The 23,375-nt window shown below is 46.1% G+C and carries 26 protein-coding genes; 24 read left to right on the plus strand and 2 right to left on the minus strand.

The features are described 5' to 3' along the window. Nucleotides 1-2 precede the first annotated feature (2 nt). From flgD to H525_RS0100870, 21 genes are all read left to right on the plus strand, one after another. Complete coding sequence (gene flgD / locus H525_RS25280) at nt 3-485, plus strand: flagellar hook assembly protein FlgD (protein ID WP_051330707.1); 483 nt, start codon at nt 3-5, stop codon at nt 483-485. 1 nt (nt 486) lies between these two features. Further along, a complete protein-coding gene (locus tag H525_RS0100775; protein WP_027414600.1) occupies nt 487-876 on the plus strand; it encodes a TIGR02530 family flagellar biosynthesis protein in 390 nt (129 codons plus the stop codon). Between the two features lie 90 nt (nt 877-966). After that, complete coding sequence (gene flgG / locus H525_RS0100780; RefSeq protein WP_027414601.1) at nt 967-1,794, plus strand: flagellar basal body rod protein FlgG; 828 nt, start codon at nt 967-969, stop codon at nt 1,792-1,794. Between the two features lie 64 nt (nt 1,795-1,858). Then, on the plus strand, nt 1,859-2,098 hold the full coding sequence (locus H525_RS0100785; protein WP_027414602.1) for a flagellar FlbD family protein: 240 nt from the start codon (nt 1,859-1,861) through the stop codon (nt 2,096-2,098). Then, entirely contained in the window at nt 2,091-2,546 is a 456-nt protein-coding gene (locus H525_RS0100790) for a flagellar basal body-associated FliL family protein (protein WP_027414603.1), read from the plus strand. Before H525_RS0100785 ends, H525_RS0100790 begins: the two co-directional genes overlap by 8 nt. Nucleotides 2,547-2,586: 40 nt before the next feature. Continuing rightward, the gene (fliM, locus tag H525_RS0100795; RefSeq protein WP_027414604.1) at nt 2,587-3,582 is read left to right on the plus strand and encodes a flagellar motor switch protein FliM; all 996 of its coding nucleotides are present in this window, start codon (nt 2,587-2,589) and stop codon (nt 3,580-3,582) included. Then, nucleotides 3,575-4,924: a flagellar motor switch phosphatase FliY gene (fliY, locus tag H525_RS0100800; RefSeq protein ID WP_027414605.1), complete on the plus strand. Its 1,350-nt coding sequence runs from the start codon at nt 3,575-3,577 to the stop codon at nt 4,922-4,924. The genes fliM and fliY overlap by 8 nt, the downstream gene beginning before the upstream one ends. 23 nt (nt 4,925-4,947) lie before the next feature. Then, nucleotides 4,948-5,310: a response regulator gene (locus H525_RS0100805; RefSeq protein WP_027414606.1), complete on the plus strand. Its 363-nt coding sequence runs from the start codon at nt 4,948-4,950 to the stop codon at nt 5,308-5,310. A gap of 50 nt (nt 5,311-5,360) precedes the next feature. Then, nucleotides 5,361-5,972: a flagellar biosynthetic protein FliO gene (locus H525_RS25285; protein WP_051330708.1), complete on the plus strand. Its 612-nt coding sequence runs from the start codon at nt 5,361-5,363 to the stop codon at nt 5,970-5,972. Beyond that, nucleotides 5,969-6,730 carry a flagellar type III secretion system pore protein FliP gene (fliP, locus tag H525_RS0100815; protein ID WP_027414607.1) on the plus strand — a complete coding sequence of 254 codons (762 nt, stop codon included), beginning with the start codon at nt 5,969-5,971 and terminating at the stop codon, nt 6,728-6,730. Before H525_RS25285 ends, fliP begins: the two co-directional genes overlap by 4 nt. A 10-nt stretch (nt 6,731-6,740) precedes the next feature. Further along, nucleotides 6,741-7,010 (plus strand): flagellar biosynthesis protein FliQ, encoded by a 270-nt coding sequence (fliQ, locus tag H525_RS0100820; RefSeq protein ID WP_027414608.1) that lies wholly within the window; start codon nt 6,741-6,743, stop codon nt 7,008-7,010. A gap of 37 nt (nt 7,011-7,047) precedes the next feature. Further along, nucleotides 7,048-7,797 (plus strand): flagellar biosynthetic protein FliR, encoded by a 750-nt coding sequence (gene fliR / locus H525_RS0100825; RefSeq protein ID WP_425387627.1) that lies wholly within the window; start codon nt 7,048-7,050, stop codon nt 7,795-7,797. Then, the gene (gene flhB / locus H525_RS0100830) at nt 7,794-8,885 is read left to right on the plus strand and encodes a flagellar biosynthesis protein FlhB (RefSeq protein ID WP_035099485.1); all 1,092 of its coding nucleotides are present in this window, start codon (nt 7,794-7,796) and stop codon (nt 8,883-8,885) included. Before fliR ends, flhB begins: the two co-directional genes overlap by 4 nt. 28 nt (nt 8,886-8,913) lie before the next feature. Further along, complete coding sequence (gene flhA, locus H525_RS0100835; RefSeq protein ID WP_027414611.1) at nt 8,914-10,947, plus strand: flagellar biosynthesis protein FlhA; 2,034 nt, start codon at nt 8,914-8,916, stop codon at nt 10,945-10,947. Further along, the gene (gene flhF / locus H525_RS0100840) at nt 10,947-12,221 is read left to right on the plus strand and encodes a flagellar biosynthesis GTPase FlhF (protein ID WP_027414612.1); all 1,275 of its coding nucleotides are present in this window, start codon (nt 10,947-10,949) and stop codon (nt 12,219-12,221) included. The genes flhA and flhF overlap by 1 nt, the downstream gene beginning before the upstream one ends. Continuing rightward, nucleotides 12,214-13,089 (plus strand): MinD/ParA family protein, encoded by an 876-nt coding sequence (locus tag H525_RS0100845; RefSeq protein WP_027414613.1) that lies wholly within the window; start codon nt 12,214-12,216, stop codon nt 13,087-13,089. The genes flhF and H525_RS0100845 overlap by 8 nt, the downstream gene beginning before the upstream one ends. Nucleotides 13,090-13,112: 23 nt before the next feature. Continuing rightward, nucleotides 13,113-14,270, plus strand: a complete 1,158-nt coding sequence (locus H525_RS0100850) for a protein-glutamate methylesterase/protein-glutamine glutaminase (RefSeq protein ID WP_027414614.1) — start codon at nt 13,113-13,115, stop codon at nt 14,268-14,270. A 15-nt stretch (nt 14,271-14,285) separates the two neighbouring features. After that, on the plus strand, nt 14,286-16,379 hold the full coding sequence (locus tag H525_RS0100855) for a chemotaxis protein CheA (RefSeq protein WP_027414615.1): 2,094 nt from the start codon (nt 14,286-14,288) through the stop codon (nt 16,377-16,379). A 47-nt stretch (nt 16,380-16,426) separates the two neighbouring features. Next, nucleotides 16,427-16,897, plus strand: coding sequence for a chemotaxis protein CheW (locus H525_RS0100860; protein WP_027414616.1), 471 nt, complete (start codon nt 16,427-16,429; stop codon nt 16,895-16,897). A 118-nt stretch (nt 16,898-17,015) separates the two neighbouring features. Beyond that, on the plus strand, nt 17,016-17,141 hold the full coding sequence (locus tag H525_RS28860; RefSeq protein WP_281172559.1) for a hypothetical protein: 126 nt from the start codon (nt 17,016-17,018) through the stop codon (nt 17,139-17,141). Nucleotides 17,142-17,252: 111 nt separating this feature from the next. Next, nucleotides 17,253-17,477: a YuzB family protein gene (locus H525_RS0100870; protein ID WP_027414617.1), complete on the plus strand. Its 225-nt coding sequence runs from the start codon at nt 17,253-17,255 to the stop codon at nt 17,475-17,477. A gap of 262 nt (nt 17,478-17,739) precedes the next feature. Here the strand turns inward: H525_RS0100870 and H525_RS0100880 are convergent, their stop codons facing one another. Both H525_RS0100880 and H525_RS0100885 read right to left on the minus strand, forming a co-directional pair. Then, nucleotides 17,740-19,590 carry a monovalent cation:proton antiporter family protein gene (locus tag H525_RS0100880; RefSeq protein ID WP_027414618.1) on the minus strand — a complete coding sequence of 617 codons (1,851 nt, stop codon included), beginning with the start codon at nt 19,588-19,590 and terminating at the stop codon, nt 17,740-17,742. A gap of 210 nt (nt 19,591-19,800) precedes the next feature. Continuing rightward, a complete protein-coding gene (locus tag H525_RS0100885; protein WP_027414619.1) occupies nt 19,801-20,214 on the minus strand; it encodes a universal stress protein in 414 nt (137 codons plus the stop codon). Between the two features lie 215 nt (nt 20,215-20,429). On the opposite strand from H525_RS0100885, the gene H525_RS0100890 reads away from it, so the two are divergent. From H525_RS0100890 to H525_RS0100900, 3 genes are read left to right on the plus strand one after another with little or no spacing between them, the layout of a single operon-like run. Then, nucleotides 20,430-21,374, plus strand: a complete 945-nt coding sequence (locus tag H525_RS0100890; RefSeq protein ID WP_051330709.1) for an RluA family pseudouridine synthase — start codon at nt 20,430-20,432, stop codon at nt 21,372-21,374. 17 nt (nt 21,375-21,391) lie between these two features. After that, entirely contained in the window at nt 21,392-22,699 is a 1,308-nt protein-coding gene (locus tag H525_RS0100895; RefSeq protein WP_211236947.1) for an HD domain-containing protein, read from the plus strand. Nucleotides 22,700-22,713: 14 nt separating this feature from the next. Continuing rightward, nucleotides 22,714-23,232, plus strand: a complete 519-nt coding sequence (locus H525_RS0100900) for a YwhD family protein (protein WP_027414622.1) — start codon at nt 22,714-22,716, stop codon at nt 23,230-23,232. Nucleotides 23,233-23,375 lie beyond the last annotated feature (143 nt).

Below are 23,375 nucleotides of genomic sequence, written 5' to 3' on the forward strand. Positions count from 1 at the left end.
GAATGTCAACAACCAGTGTAAACAATAATACCACTACACAGGCAACGGTAGGTGCTAATTCTACCAATACGCTAGACCGGACCATGTTAGGTGAGGATGATTTCTTAAAGATATTAATCACGCAGATGCAGAACCAGGACCCGACCCAGCCGATGGATGATAAGGAAACCATTGCCCAGATGGCACAATTTACGGCGGTAGAGCAGATGACCAAGCTCAATGAATCGTTTACCAATTTTGCTGCGGCACAAAGCGTCGGTACACTGTCCGGTTTAATTGGAAAGAACATTAGCTGGACGGATACAGTGACAACGGGTACGGGCGACAATGCGACAACTGTATCAACCCCTAAGGAAGGGATTGTCACGGCGATTAGCATGAAGGATAACAAAGCCCAAGCTGTGCTGCAGGATGGTTCAAAAGTGGACGTGAAGAATATAGAGACCATTTCATTGCCGCAATCCGGGACATCAGGCGGTGTTTAGAATGGACAAAATGATTAAAGCAGGGCAGCTCTATTTTGCACCGGCGATTGCCCCGCGCCAGTCGAAGCCATCCGCAAGCCAAACAACGGCTTTTGATAATGTTCTTACGCAAAAACTGGCAGAACAGCAACAAGCAGCAAGCCTATCTTTTTCAAATCATGCGATGCAGCGCCTGCAGCAGCGTGGAATTTCACTGAATCAGGAAGATATTCAGAAGCTTATGAATGCTGTGGATAACGCCCGGCATAAGGGAGCAAGGGAATCGCTTGTACTGATGAACAATGTGGCATATATCGTTAGCGTCCAGAACAAGACAGTGATTACAGCAATAGATAGCCAATCAGCGGATAACCATGTATTTACCAACATTGACAGTGCAGTCATTGTGTAATGAATCTATTAAATTAATGGCAAGCCGGACCTAATGGAGGCTTGGTGCCGTGGACTGATTGAAGCGGTACAATCAAAAGGAGGAAAAAGAATGCTGCGTTCATTGTACTCAGGTATTGGCGGGATGAGAGGATTTCAAACGAAGCTTGATGTAATTGGTAATGATATTGCGAATGTTAATACGCCTGGATATAAGAAAAGCAGGGTGGTCTTCCAGGATATTTTAAGCCAGACGATGCAGGGGGGAAGTGCGCCGAACAATCCAACGATAGGAGGAACAAATCCTAAGCAAGTTGGCTTGGGTTCAACAGTATCTGCGATTGATACGATTCAAACGCAAGGATTTTTACAGACGACGAATGTTCCATCTGATCTTGCTATTCAAGGAAATGGATTCTTTATGGTCAAAGACGGTGCAGGGAATAATTTTCTAACAAGAGCAGGAAATTTTTCGTTTGACAGCAGCGGAAATCTAGTAACTTCAAACGGTATGTACGTTCTTGATTCAAGTGGAGCGGTTATTAATATAGGCACAATGTCGAACATTAAGTCTTATTCAATTGGCCAAGACGGCAAAATTACTTATACAAATAATACTGGTACTACAACAACAACTCCAAATGGAATCGGGCTTGCTGTTGTAGCGAATCCGGCAGGTCTTGAGAAAGTAGGCAACTCACTTTATAAAATAACTCCTTCATCAGATAATGGTTACGCTGCACCGCTCGGTTTACTAGGTGCAGCCAATACAGGTGTGCGTGGACAGATTTTAGCCGGCGAACTCGAAATGTCCAACACAGATTTATCGGAAGAATTCACGGAAATGATCGTTGCCCAGCGCGGGTTCCAGGCCAACTCACGTATTATTACCGTGTCTGATTCCATTCTTCAAGAACTTGTCGATTTAAAACGTAGTTAAGAGAGGCTAATTTAAATTCAGGGAGAGGGTTCTCCTCTCCCCGTTATATTAACAGGGGGCATTTATGATACACGTTACACGCCTTAACGGCACCGAACATTATCTTAACGCCTTGCTTATTGAAAGTATAGAGGCAACGCCTGATACCGTTATAACGTTGACCAATGGTAAAAAATTTGTTGTACGCGAATCGCTGGCTGAAACGCTGGAAGTCATTCGTGCTTTCTATAGTGAGATTAACGCAATTAAAGCTTTACCGATGCTTGACAGTTTAACGAAAGGAGAGGAAGAGGAGGGTGTTTAAAAATAAATTATTGACCATTGGACTTATTATCGTTATTTCTATAGCCCTCCTCGGGGTGGTTGCAATTTTTTTGTGGCAATCCTATTTAAAACCGGCTTCGTCGAATGCGGCCATTCCAAGTCAGCAACAGCAAATCAGCGCGGATGAATTTCAAAAGGTTACCTTCCAAACCGATGAGATTACGACCAATTTGTTATCTGGTGAAGTTATTCTTGCCCAATTCGGCATTCAGGCAGATTCAGAAAAAACAAAGGCTGAACTTCAGAAGCGAACCATTCAGGTCACACATATTATAGTTGAGACGCTCTCCTCTTTAACGCCTGATAATATTAAAGGGGCAAAGGGCATGGAAAAAATGGAAACTGACATTAAAAATAAACTTAATGAAGTTCTACAGGATGGCAAAGTTGATAAGGTCATCACTACACATAAAGTAATCCAACAATAATACATACTAATGCAGCATTGTATAAAAGGAGGTGACACTTATGACAGAAGTATTGTCCCAATCGGAGATAGACGCCCTGCTGGCCGCTCTGTCTTCTGGTGAGATGAATGCGGAAGAGCTGAAAAAAGAAGAGGTAGAGAAAAAAGTTAAAGTATATGATTTTAAACGTGCGCTTCGCTTCTCGAAAGACCAGATCCGGACTTTGACGCGAATCCATGAAAACTACGCACGCCTTCTAACTACTTACTTTTCGGCTCAACTGCGAACATTCGTTCAAATAAGTGTTGCTTCTGTTGATCAATTGCCATACGATGAGTTTATTCGATCCATCCCTAAAATGACGATTCTAAACATTTTTGAAGCCGAGCCTCTTGAAGGCCGTATGGTGATGGAGGTAAATCCCAATATTGCGTTCGCCATGTTGGAACGCCTTCTGGGAGGCTCCGGAACTACCCAAAATAAAGCGGGTGCTCTGACAGAAATAGAAACAACCATTATGGAGCGAATTTTTAGTAGAGCTCTTACCAGTTTTGCGGAAGCATGGAAAAATGTGATTGAGATGGAGCCGGAACTGGAATTGCTCGAAGTAAACCCACAATTTATGCAAATTGTGTCGCCTAATGAAACGGTGGCTGTTATCTCTTTCAGTACCAAAATCGGGGAAACGACGGGCATGATCAACCTTTGTTTGCCGCATGTCGTCCTGGAACCGTTAATGATTAAATTATCTGCCCATTACTGGTTATCCACGCAAAAGAAAGCAAGAGATGAAAGAGAAATACAGACGCTGCAGCGACGCGTACAAAAAGCAAAAATTCCTCTTGTCGCAGAACTCGGTACCGCGACGATCTCGGTCGGAGAGTTTATTAATCTTGCCGTTGGAGATGTCATTCAGCTCGATCGACGAATTGAAGATGATTTGCTGGTCCGTATCGGGCAGAAACCTAAATTTTTAGGGCGGCCGGGTACGCAAAAAGGAAGGGTAGCCATTATGGTTGAAGAAGTGCTAGAGGAAGAGGTGGGGGAAGATGAGTAGGGATATGCTATCTCAAGATGAAATCGACGCGTTGCTCCGCCAGAATAATTTGGATGACGCGGACACAGATATACAGGAGGGAATGAATGAGCCGAATGTTGATGACATTCTTTCGCCATTCGAACAGGATACGCTTGGTGAAATAGGAAATATCACGTTCGGCAGCGCCGCGACAGCTTTATCTACCTTGCTCGGACAAAAGGTTGATATTACAACACCAAAGGTTGGGGCAATCAAGCGGGAGCTTGTACAGCAAGAATTTCCTCAACCATACGTAGCCGTTCATGTTGAGTATACAGAGGGATTTCAGGGGATAAACCTGCTCGTGATTCGCACGGAGGATGCACAAATTATTGCAGACTTGATGATGGGCGGAGACGGCACTGCCCCTCCGCAGGAGATGTCTGAACTGCATGTGAGTGCAGTTCAGGAAGCGATGAATCAAATGATGGGCTCCGCAGCGACCTCCATGTCTACTATTTTTAATAAAATGGTTAACATATCACCGCCAGGCATTGATTTGATGGATCTCGCGCAGGGAAAAGGTGAAGAGAATATACCAGATGATAGTGTGTTAGTTAAAGTATCGTTTCGCCTGAAAATAGGTGAATTAATCGATTCTAATATCATGCAGTTGATCCCGATTCCGTTTGCCCGTTCCATGGTTAACATGCTGCTCGGCGGAGCGGAAGACGACTCGAAACCTGCGGAAGCGTCGGCTTCTTCACCACAGCAGCCTCCGATGGCCGCTGAACAGGTACAGCCGCTGGCTGCACAGCCGGGGCAGGCCGCCGCTGAACTTCCACCTCAGCCGGCCGCAGGGGGGATGCCGGCCGGGACACCGGAATATCAGCAGCCTCCTGTGCCGCCGCAAGGATACCCGATGGGATATGATGCGGCATATCAGCAGCCGATGTATCCGCATCAGCCGATGTACCAGCAGCCAATGTATCAACCACCGATGTATCAACAGCAGCCGGTTTCACAATCGTATGGAGGAATGAGCGGTGCACAGCCATCATCCAACGTGCAGCCTGTTAACTTTGCTTCCTTTGAAGCAGGGGGGGTTCACCAGGCAGTTCCGAAGAATTTGAATATGTTAATGGACATACCTCTTCAGGTTACGGTTGAATTAGGTAGAACAAAAAGGCAAATTAAAGACATTCTCGATTTATCGCCGGGTTCTATTATTGAACTGGATAAGCTGGCGGGTGAACCGGTTGATATTCTTGTTAATAATAAATTAATTGCAAAAGGTGAAGTTGTTGTTATTGATGAGAACTTTGGTGTACGGGTTACTGACATTATCAGTCAATTAGACCGTGTACAAAAATTACAATAAGACGGGAATTAGGAGGATGAACTATGAGTAACAAAGTATTGATTGTGGATGATGCGGCTTTTATGAGAATGATGATTAAAGAAATCCTTTCAAAGAACGGCTTCAATGTAGTAGGGGAGGCAAGCGACGGCTCACAGGCAGTTGAGCAGTATAAAGAATTAAAACCTGACCTTGTAACGATGGATATTACTATGCCTGAGATGGACGGGATTACAGCCCTAAAAGAAATTAAAAAAATCGACGCCAGTGCTAAAGTCATCATGTGTTCGGCAATGGGTCAGCAGGCAATGGTTATTGATGCCATTCAAGCCGGTGCCAAAGACTTTATCGTTAAGCCTTTTCAAGCGGATCGTGTGCTTGAAGCGATTAAAAAGACGTTAGGCTAAGGGCTTGGCCAGGTTTTAAGCACAGGGGAATGGGAGAAGGAGAAATTTGTATGAAGATAAGAAAAATACTGCCTCTTAGTCTAGCAGCCATAGTTTTATTTTTTTATCAAATCGGGCGGGTGTCAGCACAGCAATCGGCGCTTCCGTCCAAAACGTCCGAAGTGGATAACGGCGTTTTTCAAAATTCCACAACTTCTATCTTCCCCTTATTACTACAAACGATTGTAGCGTTGCTTCTTATTATAGGATTCATTTATCTGCTCTTTCGTTTTTTAAACAAACGGCAGCACCAATTCTTTGGCCGAACGTTTGTCAGACCGTTAGGCGGCTGCTCATTAGGCCCCCAGAAGTCTCTTCAGGTAGTCCAGATCGGTTCCTCTATTTATATTGTTGGGGTAGGGGAAAATGTGCAGCTGATTCGCCACATCGAAGACCCTGAAGAAATTGAGAATCTTTTAGACTCTATGGACGCCCAGTTTCAGAATGGGCCTATGATGACCACGCCTGATTGGCTGGCGAATCTTCTTAAAAAGGTTACATACAATCGCAGGCCGCAATCATTTGAAAATACGCTGCAGGAGAAAATGGACGAAGCAAAACGGCAGCGGGAATGGATGAAAGAAGAATTGTTTGAGGATAGGGAGAAGGGACACAAAGAATGAAACGAATATATCTTTTTGCTGTTATTATAGTTTCCCTGTTCATTCTTTCTTTCCCGGACATAACTTTGGCTGCCAGCTCGATTCCAATTCCGGGCGTTGATGTAAAGCTTGGCACATCCAATAATCCAGCCGATGTATCGGTGACATTACAAATTATTGTTCTGCTTACGCTGCTGTCTATTGCGCCGTCTATTCTTTTGCTCATGACCTGTTTTACGAGAATTGTCATCGTTCTTTCATTTGTCAGGACTGCTCTTTCCACGCAGCAAGCACCGCCGACACAGGTCCTAATCGGATTGGCGCTGTTTTTAACCTTTTTTGTGATGAGCCCAACCTTTTCGGCCGTTAATTCGCAGGCGCTGCAGCCCTATTTGAAAAAGCAAATTACGCAGGAACAGGCGGTGGACCGGGCGGTTGTTCCGTTTAAACAGTTTATGGCGAAGCAAACGCGGGAAAAAGATTTGAATTTATTTTTAGATTATATCAAAGCACCAAAGCCTAAGACGGTCAATGATATTCCACTGACGGCACTTGTACCAGCCTATGCAATCAGTGAAATGAAAACAGCTCTGCAAATGGGTTTTTTCATCTTTATACCGTTTCTGGTAATCGATATGGTAGTTTCCAGTGTTCTCATGGGAATGGGAATGATGATGCTGCCGCCGGTTATGGTATCCCTGCCCTTTAAAATTTTACTTTTTGTTCTTGTAGATGGCTGGTATTTAGTTGTTAAATCTCTTTTATTAAGTTTTGGGTGAGGTGGAGACTTTGTCTCAAGAATTGATTATTTCTATTGCGCAGAAAGCAGTATATGCTGTTTTGCTGACAAGCGCCCCTATGATAGGGATTGGGTTGATTGTCGGGTTAATTGTCAGTATTTTTCAGGCGACCACTTCCATTCAGGAAGCAACATTGGCATTCGTTCCTAAAATTGTGGCTTCATTAATAGCCCTAATTGTTTTCGGTCCGTGGATGCTTAATCATTTACTAGAATTCACCAGCAGCATTCTTGGCAATTTGTCCAAGTTTATAGGATAGAATGATGCTTTCTTTCGTCTATGTTTTACCCGGTTTCATGCTGGTGTTTATCCGATTGACCGCTTTTTTTCTTACGGCGCCGATTTTTTCGCTAAAAACGATTCCGTCTATGTACAAGATTGGCCTTTCTTTTTTTCTTGCTATTATTGCTTATCCTTTGGTAAAGCCGCATGAACTCATTCATTTTGACTGGTTTTATGTCTATCTGATTTTAAAGGAAGTGGTGGTAGGGTTACTTATCGGATTCATTGGTACGCTGCTGTTATCGGCGGTACAAGCTGCCGGATCTCTTATTGATTTAGTTTTAGGTTTGTCGATGGCCAATGTGTACGATCCGATGACAGGCGCCCAGTCGCCTCTCACAGGGAACTTTAAGTTCATGCTGACCATGCTGTTTATATTATCGGTAAACGGGCACCATCTTTTAATTGATGGCATTCTGTCAAGCTACCATGTGGTTCCGCTTGATCGCATGGCCACAGCGATTGGAAATGGAAACGTAAGCGCCTTTTTAGTGCGCGCCTTATCTTATATGTTTTTAAGCGGGCTGCTTTTGGCGGCTCCAATGGTAAGTTCCATGTTTGTTGTCGACGTGGCGCTCGGAATTGTTGCAAAAACAGTACCGCAATTAAATATATTCGTGGTAGGAATGCCCGCAAAAATATTAGCAGGCTTCCTTATTCTTATCGTTGTTTTTCCCGGTTATTTTTATGTGATGTCCCGGCTGCTGGACTACCTTTTTTCCTCAATGGCACAACTGATCGATTTAATGGGAGCTGCACCATGATCCGTAATACATATTCTATTAAGTTGCAATTCTTTGCCGGAGAAAAAACTGAAAAAGCTACACCGAAGAAGAGACAGAAAGCAAGGTCGGAAGGTCAGGTAGCGAAAAGTCAGGAGATAGCTTCCTCACTTATTCTACTGGCTATTTTTTTATTATTTTTGATTCTGGGAAAAACGATGGGCGGAACACTCTACTATATATTCCAGCATAGCCTCAGCACCTACTTGGCCATGGATATAACGGAAATGACGGTTAAAAAGGTTATGATTGAAATGACTTATCAAAGTGCATTAATCGTCGGCCCGATTTTGCTGCTGGCCGCTATCGTCGCTTATGTGGCCAACTACATTCAAGTGGGATTTTTATTTACCCTTACGCCCCTTGCTTTTAAAATTGACAGGCTGGACCCGATTAAAGGATCAAAGAAGCTTTTTTCTTTGCAGTCGGTTGTCACGCTCATTAAATCGCTGGCAAAGGTCGGGGTTGTAGGCACGATTGCCTGGTTTGTTCTTTGGTCCGGAAAAAACGAACTTTTAACGCTCGCCACAAAATCGATTGGTGACATTATTGCCGTTATGGTCAAATTGACGATGGAATTGGGGTTCGCCATTGGCCTTTTTATGCTGATTATTGCGATCCTCGACTATATTTATCAAAAATTTGAGTTTGAAAAAAATCTTCGCATGTCGAAGCAGGATATTAAAGACGAATATAAAATGTCGGAAGGGGACCCGCAAATCAAAGGGAAAATTAAGCAGAGGCAGCGGGAGATGGCGATGCGCCGGATGATGCAGGAGATCCCAAACGCTGACGTGGTCATTACGAATCCCACTCATTTTGCTGTTGCGATTGCTTACCGGCCGGACGAACGGCAGGCCCCGATCGTTATCGCGAAGGGACAGGACTTTCTCGCCCTTAAAATTAAAGAGATTGCGAAACAAAACGACATTATTACAATGGAAAACAAACCGCTGGCACGTACGCTATATGCGAGTGTAGAGATTAACCAAGAAATCCCGGAAGATTTATTTCAGGCTGTAGCCGAAATACTGGCGTATGTATACAAATTAAAAGGTAAAATCCGATGAACAGAACTATGGAAAAGGGGAGGCGCTTATGAACGCAAAGCAATTGACTGTAATGGCTTTAGTTATTGGGATCGTTGTAATGATGGTCATTCCGATGCCGAATGTCCTCCTTGACTTTCTTTTAATTATAAACATATCAATCGCTATTACGGTTCTACTGGTAGCGATGAATACGAAAGATGCTTTGGATTTGACCGTTTTCCCTACTCTGCTGCTGGTCACTACCCTGTTTCGTCTGGCGTTAAACGTGTCTTCCACCAGGAATATTTTGGCTAACGCTAATGCGGGAAAAGTTATTGAGTCTTTCGGCTCGTTCGTGATTAGCGGGAATGCCGTAGTCGGGTTTGTTGTGTTCTTGATTCTAACATTAATCAACTTCCTGGTTATTACGAAAGGGTCTGAACGGGTAGCGGAAGTGGCGGCCCGTTTCACACTCGATGCGATGCCAGGGAAACAGATGGCGATCGACGCGGACTTAAACGCAGGCAGCATTTCCGATATGGAGGCGCAGCAGAGGCGGAAAAAAATTGCCCAGGAAGCCGAATTTTATGGGGCAATGGATGGTGCCAGCAAATTCGTAAAAGGGGATGCCGTTGCGGGAATTGTTATTCTTCTCATCAATGTAATCGGTGGATTTATTATCGGTATGGTCATCCACGGGATGGGGTTTGCCGATTCCGCTAAGACCTTTACTATGCTTTCCGTTGGTGACGGACTTGTCAGCCAGATTCCCGCCCTGCTCATTTCCACGGCAACCGGTATCATTGTTACGCGGGCGGCATCCGAAGAAAATATTGGGGAAGAACTGGTCAAGCAGCTTCTTAGTTATCCCCGGCTTCTGTTCATAGTAAGCGGCACGGTTGCATTGATGGGGCTATTCACCCCGATTGGAATTTTACGAACGTTTCCGGTAGCCGGCGCTCTTGCGTACGGCGGCTGGAAGATGAAGCGAAATATGGAGAACCACGATGTGCTGACCGAGCAAACGACGGAAGAGAAGGAAATGGAAGAGGTCCGGAGCCCTGAAAGTGTGGTCAATTTGTTGCATATCGACCCGATTGAATTTGAATTTGGCTACGGTTTGATCCCTCTGGCGGATGCGAACCAGGGCGGCGACCTGCTTGACCGTGTTATCATGATCCGCAGGCAGTGTGCGATTGAACTGGGGATTGTCGTTCCGGTCATCCGGATACGCGATAATATTCAGTTAAGGCCTAACGAATATGTAATTAAAATCAAAGGAAACCAAATTGCCCGGGGTGAAATCATGCTTGACCACTATCTCGCGATGAGCCCTGGGATTGAAGATGATTCCGTGGTTGGAATTGATACGGTCGAACCGGCCTTTGGCCTCCCAGCGTTGTGGGTAACGGAAGAGGTAAAAGAACGGGCGGAAATGGCGGGCTATACGGTGGTCGATCCACCGTCCGTCGTTGCGACTCACCTGACGGAGATCATTAAACGGCATGCTCATGAGCTGTTGAGCCGTCAGGATACGAAATCACTGATCGATAATGTTAAGGAATCGATGCCGGCTCTCGTCGAAGAAGTCATTCCTTCTATTCTAAGCATCGGCGATGTGCAGAAAGTGCTGCAGAAGCTGCTGCGGGAGAAAATATCTATCCGCAATCTGCCCACCATTCTTGAGACGCTTGCCGATTATGGTACATATACGAAAGATACCGATGTATTAACTGAATATGTGAGGCAGTCATTGTCCCGGCAGATAACGCTGCAGTTTGCCAATCCGGTTGAACCTCTCCGGGTCGTTACAGCAGGGCCGGGGCTGGAAAAGACGATTTCGGAGGCGATTCAGCAAACCGAGCACGGCAGTTATCTGGCCATCGATCCGGATAGCTCCCAGCGAATTTTCAACGTCATCTCCGAGCAAATGAATCGAATGATGCAGACCGGCCAGCAGCCAATTTTGCTGACTTCACCCGCGATTCGGATGTATTTGCGCCAACTGGTTGAAAGGATCATGCCGGAAGTTCCTGTGCTGTCTTATAATGAACTGGAACCGGATATTGAGATACAAAGCGTAGGGGTGGTGAATCTGTAATGCGAGTAAAAAGATATGTCGTAGATTCCATGTCAGACGCCCTGCAAAAAATTCGTGTGGATCTCGGTAAGGACGCCGTCATCCTTAACACGAAGCCTGTTAAGACGGGGGGCTTTCTGGGGCTGTTTGCGAAAAAACAAATCGAAGTTATTGCCGCCATTGACCAGAACGAAAAAAAAGAACCGGCAAAAACTCGCGTCCTGGTGACAGCGAAGCCGCCAAAGTCCCGAGCCGAGCTGGACGCGCCGATATTTCCGCCCGTCCTGACAAAAGAGCAGGAGAAAACGGAAAAGGAATCTGTTATGTCGGCCGGCGCAGCCGGAGCTGCCGCAGTTTATCCTCAGCGCCCCTTCCCGGCAGAAAAAAAACAAGCCGAAACGCAGGAGAATAAAGCAGGGGACCTGTCAAAAGAATTGCAGGATATGCGAAACGTCTTCTGGAAGCTGATGATGTCTGACGCAAAGGACAGCCGTCTTCCTCCGGTTCTTACAGCCATTACGAAACAGCTTGCTGACCAGGAGGTAGAAGAAAAGATTATCGCTTCCATTGTGGAACACGTTTTTGACAAGCTTGCGCCCCATGAACTTCAGGATGAGCGAAAGGTTCGTGACTGTGTGAAAGAACAATTACACAGCCTATTGACGAAAAAACCAGGTCACTTACAACCGTTGAAGCCATCTACCAGATTTGTTCATATTATTGGTCCCACAGGGGTCGGGAAAACAACGACCCTGGCTAAGCTGGCGGCTGAAAATGTGCTGGAACAAGGGCGCAAAGTAGGGATGATGACGTCAGATACATATCGTATCGCAGCCGTTGAACAATTAAAAACGTATGCGAACATTTTGAATTTACCATTAAAAGTCATTTATTCTCCCGAAGAATTGGCCGTATCGGTTGAACGGCTGTCGGATTGTGACCTTATTTTTCTCGACACGGCGGGACGAAACTATCGAAATAAAGAATATGTAGAGGAAATTAATAAGTTATTATACACGGAACTGCCGAGCGAAACATTTCTGGTGGTCAGTTTAACCGCTAAATACCGGGATATTGAGGCGATTGTCCAAAGTTTTTCCGGCATTCGTATTGATAAAGTGATTTTCACTAAGGTGGATGAGACAAGTACGTACGGGTCCATTCTTAATCTGGTTGCTACGTACGATTTAGCGCTTTCTTACCTTACCACCGGGCAAAACGTGCCGGACGATATAGAAGCGGCAGCTCCTGAAAAGGTAGTTTCTTTGCTTTTGGGAGACGACGCACATGAATGATCAAGCCCAATCATTGCGTGAAAAATTTCATAAAGGTACGGATCATTCTCTTTCCTCAAAAAAAACGAAAGTCATCACGGTAACGAGCGGAAAAGGGGGGGTAGGCAAATCGAATTTTTCCTTAAACTTTGCCCTCGGATTAATCGAGCGAGGACAAAAAGTAGTGGTTATCGACCTGGATGTCGGATTTGCCAACATTGATGTACTGATGGGTATTTCGTCACAAAAAAATATTACGCAAATGATAGACAATAATCTAACGATCTGGGATATTATTGAATTAGGACCAAAAGGGCTGGAATTTATTGCGGGCGGCACAGGATTGTCTCATATGATCGAGTTCAATGAGCAAAAATTAAACTATTTTTTTGAACAATTAGCCCTATTAAACGGATATGCTGATACGATAATCTTAGATACAGGGGCGGGAATTTCAAAAGAAACGCTTCGCTTTATTCTATCCGCCGATGAGGTGATATTGGTTACAACGCCCGAGCCCACTTCGATTACGGACGCTTATGCAGTGGTTAAAATGACCCAGTCACATAAACCAAATATTCGATTCAATGTTGTGGTCAACCGGGCCGCGAGCTATAAAGAAGGAAAATCGACGGGTGCAAAACTGGCGCTGGTAGCCAAACAGTTCTTAGGTCTTGAATTGGTTTCGTTAGGGTGTGTGTACGATGATGTTCATGTATCCAAAGCGGTTAGGAAGCAAGAACCTTTCTTTTTATCCTATCCGACTAGCAAAGCCGCAGAGTCGATTCGGAGCCTTGTCAGTTCGTATTTGTCCAGGAAAACCCAGCAAGGTGATGACATAGGAATAAAGGGATTTATATCACGCTTACGACAATTATGGAAGTCATAGTGGGAGAGGGGGGGGAGAAAAGATTGAAAAAGATTAAAGCGATAATCATTGACGATTCTGCTTTTATGCGTAAAGTAATTGGTGATTTGCTTGCTGAAGATCCCGATATTGAAGTGATTGGGAAAGCACGGAATGGAAGGGAAGGGGTAGACCTTGTTCAAAAGCTGAATCCCGATGTCGTTACCCTGGATATTGAAATGCCGGTCTTAAACGGTCTTCAGACGCTTGAGATCATTATGAAGGATCATCCGCTGCCTGTTGTGATGCTGAGCAGCTTAACACAGCAGGGAGCGAATGAGACGATTCGCGCGCTCGAAATGGGAGCCGTTGATTTTATTGCTAAGCCATCCGGGTCGATTTCACTTGACCTGTATAAAGTTGGTTCCCAAATCATCGAAAAGGTGAAGGCCGCCGCACAGGTTAATCTGCCAGGGTTGAAACGAGTGGAGCCTTCACCGGCAAAACGTACGGGTCTTTCCCGGCAAGCGATTGAATCCACCGCCCCTGCTGCATCGTTACCTAATCGTTCTTTACAGGCAAAACCTTTTGGATCTAAGGATGCGAACTATACAGTAAAAGGAAACCCGACAGAAACGAATAAAATTTCAAATTTTGTAGCAGTAGGTACGTCTACAGGTGGTCCGAAAGCTCTCCAGACCTTTCTTCGTGGTCTTCCTGAAAGCTTTAATGGGGCGCTGGCGATCGTTCAGCATATGCCTCCTGGTTTTACCCGTTCATTAGCCCAGAGACTCGATTCACTATGCGACATTCGTGTGGTGGAGGCCGAACATAACCAGGTCATCGAAAAAGGGTTTGCGTATATTGCTCCCGGTAATTATCATATGGAAATTAAACAAAAACCGGGCGGGGAGCTTTATGTCTCACTAAACCAGAATGACCCGCGTGGGGGGCACCGTCCCTCTGTAGATACGTTATTTGAATCGGTTGCCATGATTCAACATCCGGCTAAACATGCCGTTATCATGACCGGGATGGGAAATGACGGTACGGCCGGTTTAAAAAGACTTAAACAAACCGGTTTGCGGACCGCGATTGCAGAGGATGAGTCAACCTGTGTCGTGTTCGGGATGCCAAGGGCAGCCATTCAATCGGGCATGGTTGATATCACCGTTCCTTTATATGAAATAGCAGACCAATTATTACGTTCTCTGAATCGCTAAGGAGGCGAAAGCCTAATGGAAATGAACCAGTATCTGGACATGTTTATCGAGGAGTCGAAGGAACATATCCAGGCGATTAATGACCATTTGTTAGAGCTCGAAAATGACCCGGAAAATACGGATATTGTAAATGAAATCTTTCGTTCTGCCCATACATTAAAAGGGATGGCGGCAACCATGGGCTTCGAAGACATGACCACGCTCACCCACGAAATGGAAAATGTTCTTGACCAGGTCCGCAACCATAAGCTGGTTGTCAATAGCGATATCATGGACGTGATTTTTCACTGTGTTGACCTGCTCGAAGGCATGGTGTATTCCATTGCAGGCGGTGGCGACGGCAAAGAAGATGTGTCCCAGGTTGTGGCCCAGCTGCAGGCCATTTTAAAAGGGGAAACGCCTGCTTCCACCCCCGCAAAAGCAGGGAATTCGCCGGATATAGCGGCCGGCGAACAAGGCGCGGCGGGCTTGGCGGAAGGGGAGGAAGAACCTGCGGCAGCCGCTTCGGCTTCGGCCATTCCGGCTGATGCGTTTGATGAATATGAACTCACTGTGTTGGAGCAGTCTCTGAAGTCAGGGCACCAGGCCTTCTGGATCCATACCTTGATACGGGACGACTGCGTGCTGAAAGCGGCCCGGGCCTATATGGTCTATACCAGCCTGGAATCGCTTGGGGAGGTCATCAAGACCAGCCCTTCAGTCGAAGAAATTGAAGAAGAGAAATTTGACCGTTCCTTTGAAATTGTGCTGCTGACAAAGGAAAGCCAGGAGATAGTGGAAGCCGCCGTGCTGGGCGTTTCCGAGATTGAACGGGCAGACATTCACGCGATCAATCTGGATGAGTTTAAATCGCGCCACGTAAAAGAGCGGCAGAAACCCGCACCTTCCGCCGCCAGGCAAAAAGCGGCCGGAAAAGAGGGAGCGGAGAAAAACGAGGCCGCACCGAAAAAATCAACGGCGGGCAAAACCATCCGCGTCGATATAGAGCGGTTGGACGTGCTGATGAACCTGTTCAGTGAGCTGGTGATTGACCGGGGGCGCCTGGAACAGCTGGCTAACGAAGTCAACAAAAGCGCGCTGACTGAGACGGTGGAACACATGAGCCGCATCAGCGGGGATTTGCAGAGCATCATCCTGACGATGCGCATGGTCCCGGTCGAACAGGTGTTTAACCGGTTCCCGCGCATGGTGCGGGACCTGGCAAAAGATTTGAATAAGAAGATCAACCTGGAAATCATCGGGGCGGAAACAGAATTAGACCGGACCGTGATTGATGAAATCGGGGATCCGCTTGTCCACCTTCTCCGAAACTCACTCGACCACGGGATTGAATCCGGGGAGCAGCGTCGCGCAGCCGGGAAACCGGAAGAGGGGCTCGTCCAGTTAAAAGCGTACCACAGCGGCAACCATGTGTTCATTGAAGTTAAGGACGACGGGGCGGGCATTAACCGGGAAAAGGTGCTGAGCAAAGCGATCGAACGGGGAATTGTCACCGAACAGCAGGTGCATGCGCTGTCCAATAAGCAAATTGATGAACTGCTGTTTGCTTCCGGGCTGAGTACGGCAGAAAAGATTTCGGATATATCCGGACGCGGAGTAGGGCTTGATGTGGTGAAAACCAAAATTGAATCGCTCGGTGGAAGCGTAGGCATTGATTCCAATCCGGGAGTCGGCACCACCTTCTTAATCCAGCTTCCGCTTACGCTGTCGATCATCTCGGCCATGCTGGTGCAGGTGGAAGAGGAGAAGTACGCCGTGCCGCTCAGTTCGATCATTGAGACCGCGGTCTTCTCGCCGGATGAGATTATGCACGCTCATCGTCAGGATGTGATTGACTTCCGCGGCCGGGTCGTTCCACTCGTCTCCTTAAAATCGCTGTTCTCTATCCCGGATAACGGAATCCCGAAAGATAAAGACATTTCCGTTGTTATCGTCCGTAAAGGGGAGAAAATGGCGGGACTAGTGGTGGATTCCTTTATTGGCCAGCAGGAAATTGTCCTTAAGTCGCTTGGCAAATACCTGGTGAATGTGTTTGCGATCTCAGGCGCGACCATTCTGGGGGACGGTCAGGTGGCGCTCATTATTGACTGCAATGCACTGATTAAATAAAAAAGGCGCAATTCAAGGAAATACGAGTACAGAGGGAGCGGAAACAAATGGTTGATCATACGGCTATAACGGAAGATATTAAGGTCATAGTATTTCGATTGTTGGAAGAAGAATACGGCGTAGAGGTTCATCAGGTCCGGTCAATCGAACGGATGGAAACCATTACCCGTGTGCCCCGGTCACCGGAATTCGTAAAAGGCGTTATAAATCTGCGCGGCGTTGTTACGCCGATCATTGATCTTCGCGGAAGATTTGGCCTTGAGGAAGCGCCTTATACTGAATCGACCCGCATCATCATTGTAGTGGCAGGTGGACTGGAAGTAGGTCTGATTGTTGATGCTGCCAATGACGTCATTGACATCCCGGTAAATGCGATTGAACCGCCACCGGAAGTGGTGGGGGGTATTGAAGCGGTCTACCTGCGGGGAGTTGCTAAGTTAGAAAGCCGTCTGCTTATTTTATTGAACCTGGACCGTGTTCTTAATAAAGAAGAGCTTCAGCTTGTGGCCAAATTGTAAGGAACCGCAGGACAAAAGAAACGCAAACGCTGTGTTTTTCATTCGCTCTTCATCCAAACCAATACTCCTCCTAGTTAATATAAATAAAATAAAGGGAAGAATAGGAGGGGTATAGAACATGTCAAATGTAGAATTGGGCTTTATTGGTGCGATTCTCGTTGTTATCGCAGGAATTATCGGCCTTGTTATTGCCTATCGGGACCTGACTGGAGAAGGCGGTGAACCCGTCATTTTCATCCCATAACCGGGGGAAACGTCCATGATACCCCCTCATCCAGATGCACGGCATGTTTAAAATGTGATATTATATTTCTTTGAAGGATATAAGCTGGGTGAAGAAAGGAATCTTTACGATATGGCAAATCAATTTCGTGTTTGTGATGAATGTAAAATGATTAACATAAAAACGCTTGTTCCAAAATTGAAAGAAATCGATCCGGACGCCGAATTTGAAATAGGCTGTCAGTCCTACTGCGGGATCGGATTTAAAAAGAGCTTTGCTGTAGTAAACGGCCGCTATCTCACAGCGCTAACAGAAGAGCAGCTGTTAGATAAAGTTAAAAAACACCTGAAAAGATAAACTCAAGTGCCCTTTCCTCATCGATGCGGGCACTTTTTGTTTGGGGGGCGCGAATGGAATGGTCCGGTTTTATTTTTTGCGGGTTTTTCCTTGCAGGGAAGTATAAACTGTCCGTGCTTCTCTTCCGCTTCGAGGCGGCCCGAAACATCCGGGTATCTCAATGATGGAGACAGTCGGGCCTAAAAGCCCCTCCAAGCTCCAGAGAAGCACTGGGTAGCGGAAAAAAGCAAAAAAATAAAACCGGCCCATTCCATTCACTGCACTACTGCAGCTCATCTTTCAAAGCCCGCAGGCTTTCCAATGAGCCTGTTGCAAGCAGGCGGTCACCGACCTGCAGGATGGTGTAGCCGTGCGGTACGATGGAATCGTCATTACGGTAAATGCGGAGAATGAGTGCGTCCCCCAGAAACGGTAAATTTCGCAGGGAAGCCCCATTATACCTGCGGTTTCCTACCGTGATGGTTTGTAAAACATCGTGTTTACGGGTAATGAATTCGAAGGCGGTTGGTGATTCAACAAGCGACTTCAGCAGCGTACTTGCAGAAAATAAAGTCGAAAAAAGGGTAAAGCCTTCTTTTTTCACTTCTTCCTGCCGTTCGAAATCCTCCATGCGGACAATAATTTGCCTGCAGCCTTTTTCTTTGGCATGGTATGCCAATTCCAAATTCCTCTCGTTATCACTAGTTGTAAGTACGAGAATATCTTTATCAAAAACACAGTTTGCTTCCAGCGTCTTACGTGTAAAGTCGGGGAGGGCGCTTACCGCTTCAAACTGATTTTGCAGCTTGGGGTTCATTTTCATATACTCTTGAATCTCGGTTGGCCCGTTTTTTTGGGTATATAGGGTAACATCATAGCCTTCTTGCTTTAGTTCCAGCGCGACAGGCAGCGTAATTCGGTTAAGGCCAACGATCCCGACAGAAGTGCGGGTGAGCTCTTCCGCTGGCGCTGTCCGGTTAAACACAATCGGCGAAATTAAACAGGTAAGAATCGCAACGAGAATAAGGCTGTCATGCAGCAGCTGATCAATCATCTTCAGGTCTAATGCCAGGGCCGTCGCGGCAATGACCAGGCTCAGTGTCGATGTAAGGAGCGTGCCTGCACTGATGGTCTGCTTCCAGCTAAACCATCTGCGTAAAACGAGCAGCGGAGTAACTTTCGATACATACAGCGCCACGAGCAGCAGCGGGATGAAAAGATAAACTTGCTGATTTTTAAGCAGCATCCACAGATTAAGCTTCGCTCCGACCATAACAAAGAAAATCGGGATTAAGAAGCCATAGCCAAACGCGTCAAGCTGGCGAACGAATTCTTTTTTCGGCGAAAGAGCGGACACAATGACGCCGGCTAGAAACGCGCCGATAATATTTTCCGCTCCCATTTTCTCGGACAGGGCGACAAATAAAATAATGAGCAGAAAAACTCCCCGCATCCCGATTTGAACGGTGCCCCTGGAAAGCTTATCGAGGGCGGCCGAAGAGTGCCTGTGAAAAATTTTAATAATCCGGTATAAACCAAACGTAACAGCGAAAAGTGCAAGAAGCAGCAATGGTTTTGTCGAATCCTTTGCCTGGAAGGAAACGAAAATAGCTAATAAGATCATGGTGACGAAATCGGAAATAACGGCAATTAGCAGAATCGTTTGCCCGAGCGCTGTGTCCATCATTTTTCGCTCTTTTAAAACAGGGACAACCACGCCAAGTGAGATCGTGGAAATAATGAGTGTCATAAACCACACCGGCATCATAAGCCCCATCCAACTTAAACCGAATGATACGGCGAAAGAAGCAATAAATACAAGGACAAATGCCACAATAGCAATAAACAGCGGATTCGTTTTTTTGCCGCCGTTTTTTGAAGAAAAGGAATCAAAATCAATCTCGAGGCCGCTTAAAAACATCAAAAAAATAAGTCCGAGTAAAGATAGAATAGAAAGCCATTCATCTTCGTGAACAATGTTTAAGCCGGTTTTACCAATTAGCATGCCGGCAATAATTTCAGCAACAACAAGCGGGACGGCGCTCCATCTAAGACGGTGTAGAATAAAGGGCACCACAAAAGCCACACATATCACAATTAGCAAGGATGTCGGGGAATGAGCTGTATTATCCATGTTCACGCTTCTTTCTAGACATATTTATCTTTTGTTCATAAAATAAAGACCAATCGAAGATATATATTTTCGATTGGTCTTTTACCTGCTGTACATTAGTACTTGTGCAGATACCGAATAGGGGGTAGCGATGACGAGTGTCGCCATGTTAGCTCCGTGTTATTCCGTCGCAGGGGGCTCAGCCTGGTGCAGAGGAAGATTAAACACCCATTATTTTACAAGGAGCACGTCGCATTCGGCGTGCTGGCTGATGGCATAGCTGACACTGCCGAGCATAAGCCGTTCATACCCGGATAAACCGCGGGAACCGATAATGATTAAATCAACTTCTAATTCCTGCGCTTTATCAAGAATAAGTCTTTTCGGATCTTCTTCTGCAATAATTTTATCGAAAGAAACGGACTTTTCTGTGAAGAGGGGTGCTGCTTCTTCGACTTTATTATTCCAGTAACGCAGGATTTCATCCTGGTTGGGTTTTTGGCCCGGAAAAAATGGAGAGATCGAGGGGTATGCGGTAACAATTGTGACGTGCGCTCCCGTGGAGGCTGCAATGTCTGCCGCCTTTTGCGCTGCACGTATAGCGTGGTCCGAACCATCAAAAGCAAGTAGAATATGACGATACATGTAAAATTCCTCCACTATTCGTAGTATTGTCTTCATTGTAAAGGGCGAAAGGCAATTCGTCAAAAGGCAAAGGGAGGATTTGGCATAGAAATACAGAAAATAAACAAAGAGCTCCTACTTTCATAGGCAGGTTTTAGACACCGACTTGAGAATCTATTTTCAAGAAATACTGTATATAAATTAAGAAACCCACATGCAGGAAGGCAGGATGATCTGTGTCAAAATGGAAGATATCCGGTAGCTGGCTTGAATATACGGCAGGAGAAGCCGAGGCAGGATGGACGGTAGAATCCCTGTTAAAAGAACGTTTGTCTATTTCCGGGCGAATGATTCAGCGATTAACGCGAAAAAAAGGGATTTTTTTAAACAGGAAGCAGCCCTTTCTTCAGAAAAAGGTGAAAGCCGGTGACCTGATTAAAGTAAACATAGAAGATAAGGCTGAGCCCGTCCTTCCTCCGGTGGCCATGGATTTATGTATATTATATGAAGATGATGCCGTATTGGTGCTTAATAAACCGGCCGGAATCATCGTTCATCCTGTTAATCGTGAACAGGACGCTACCCTGGCCCACGGGATCGCCTATTACTGGCAGAGCAAGGGGAAACGGTGTGCTGTCCGGCCTGTGCATCGCCTGGACAAAGATACAACCGGTGCCATTCTTATTGCAGGCAGCGGCTATATTCACCAGATGCTGGATAAGGAGCTGCGAGAGCATAGGATTCGCAGAACGTATCTTGCATTGGTAGAAGGGCATGCGGGAGAAGAAGGAGAGAAGAGGACGTTTGCCGATCCGATCGACAGAGAACCCGGACATGCCGTACGGCGCCGCGTTGATGTCCGGGGGGAAAAAGCCGTTACCCATTATACAGTACGGGCCCTGTATCCTTCTGTGCCCGGGCTGGCGGAAAACGGAGCTACTCTTGTAGAGGTAGAGCTCGAAACAGGCCGAACACACCAGATTCGGGTCCATTTCAGCCATCATGGGCACCCGCTGCTTGGCGACAGGCTGTACGGCGCCGCTGCCGGTTCAGGGATAAACAGGCAAATGCTGCACGCAGTAAGCCTTTCGTTTTGCCATCCGGTTACAGGGGAAAAAATAGAATGTAGCGCAGAAATACCGGAAGATATGCGACAGCTAATGGGTAAATTGCAAATGTGAGGAGAGGGGTGTATTGGATGGAACGTTTACGGGAGGAGAAAGTTTTTAAAGATCCGGTTCACCGGTACGTTCATGTGCGGGATAAACTGATTTGGGACCTTATTGGCACAAAGGAATTTCAGCGCCTGCGCAGAATTCGCCAGCTGGGGACCTGTTACGTAACGTTCCACGGAGCGGAACACAGTCGGTTCAATCACAGCCTTGGCGTATACGAAGTGATGCGGCGCATTGTCAAGCAATTCGAAGGGCGTATTCACTTTTCACCGGAGGAGAAGCTGCTCTGCTTCAGTGCGGCACTGCTTCATGATATTGGACACGGCCCGTTCTCTCATTCCTTTGAAAAAGTTTTTCACACGGACCATGAGGAGTGGACACAGCGAATTTTGCTAGGGGATACGGAGGCCAATCGCGTACTGCGTACCGTCTCTCCTGACTTTCCGCAAAAAGTTGCGCAGGTCATTGGAAAAACGTACGAAAATAAATTAATCACAAGCCTGATTTCCAGCCAGTTTGATGCGGATCGTATGGATTATTTGCTTCGCGATACATATTATACGGGTACAAACTACGGTTCCTTCGATATTGAACGGATACTTCGCGTCATGCGTCCTTACAACAATATGGTTGTGATTAAACATACCGGAATGCACGCGGTAGAAGACTATATTGTGGCAAGGTACCAGATGTACTGGCAGGTTTACTTTCATCCGGTCACCCGGAGTGCCGAAGTCATTCTGCAAAAAATATTTCAAAGGGTTCATGTGCTATATGGGAGCGGCTATGTGTTTGCGAGGAATCCCGATCACTTTATCCGCCTGTTTAAAAAGCACATTACACTCGAAGAATATCTTGCACTCGACGAACCAGTCGTATTATTTTATATGTGTGAATGGAGCAAGGAAAAAGACCCGATTTTACGTGATTTATGCGATCGGTTTATAAACCGCAGACTTTTTAAATATATTGAGCATGACGAAAGAATAACCGGTCCGGAGTGGAGGCGGGAATTGCAGGAGCGCTTTCGCCAGGCGGGAATCGACCCTAACTATTATCTTGTGGAGGATTCGCCGTCTGATTTACCGTATGACATTTACCGGATTGGTGACGATTCCGGTGAGCGTATCCCGATTTATCTTCTCATGCCTGATGGCAATTTGGAGGAATTATCTCTTCGCTCGGCCATCGTTGAATCCATATCGGGAAAGCGGCGCTACGATTATAAGCTGTATTTTCCGCTGGATCTGTTGGAGGACGGGACGAAGGATCAACGGGTTGTAAATGAAATTAAGCAGCTGCTGCGGATTACGAATCGGGCCGCGCTGTGAAAGGAGAATGACTAATGGATTTGTTTAACAATAAAGGGAAGCAAGGCGGATTTAATATTATTAGCAATAAAAATCAGGTGCACGGGGGATATGGCGCCGGTATGATCGATCTGGGCAACGTCTCTTCGATTATTTTGGATGAGGAATCGGCGTATATTGATGTAGGAGCTCTGCACGCCAAAAGTGCCGTCGAAAAAGGGATTAAATTCTCTGCCAATAAAGAAGATGTGCCGAATGGAAAACACTACTGGCTTATCTGGGTAGCCGTAGACCAGAGTGAGCAGGGCGGTTATTATGCGGGTGTCACAGCCTGCGAGATGCTGATTGATAAAGAAGCGCGCCGAGGTTGGAAAATCCTTGCGGATCATGTAAATAAAATGGATTATGCTATGAAGCGTCGGTACATGCTGGACGGATTAAACGGGAAAGAAACGAAAAACCTGCGGGAACTTCTCATGAGCCATAATCCGAAATTTTGGGAAAATTCGCCGACTGAACTAAAGTCGAAATTAACGGAAGAACCAGCTGAGTGAATTTTGTGTGAGTTTGTGGAACAAAAGTGAACGTAATGTGAAATTTCTCTATCATCAATTGATCGCCTCATTAAAAGTAAGGTAAAATTTAATCGTGTTTCCATGCACATCTATACTAGGACAGGCAGACAGAGAAGTCATCC

Origin of the sequence: Aneurinibacillus terranovensis DSM 18919 (assembly GCF_000430625.1) — a bacterium.
Taxonomy (GTDB): domain Bacteria; phylum Bacillota; class Bacilli; order Aneurinibacillales; family Aneurinibacillaceae; genus Aneurinibacillus_B; species Aneurinibacillus_B terranovensis.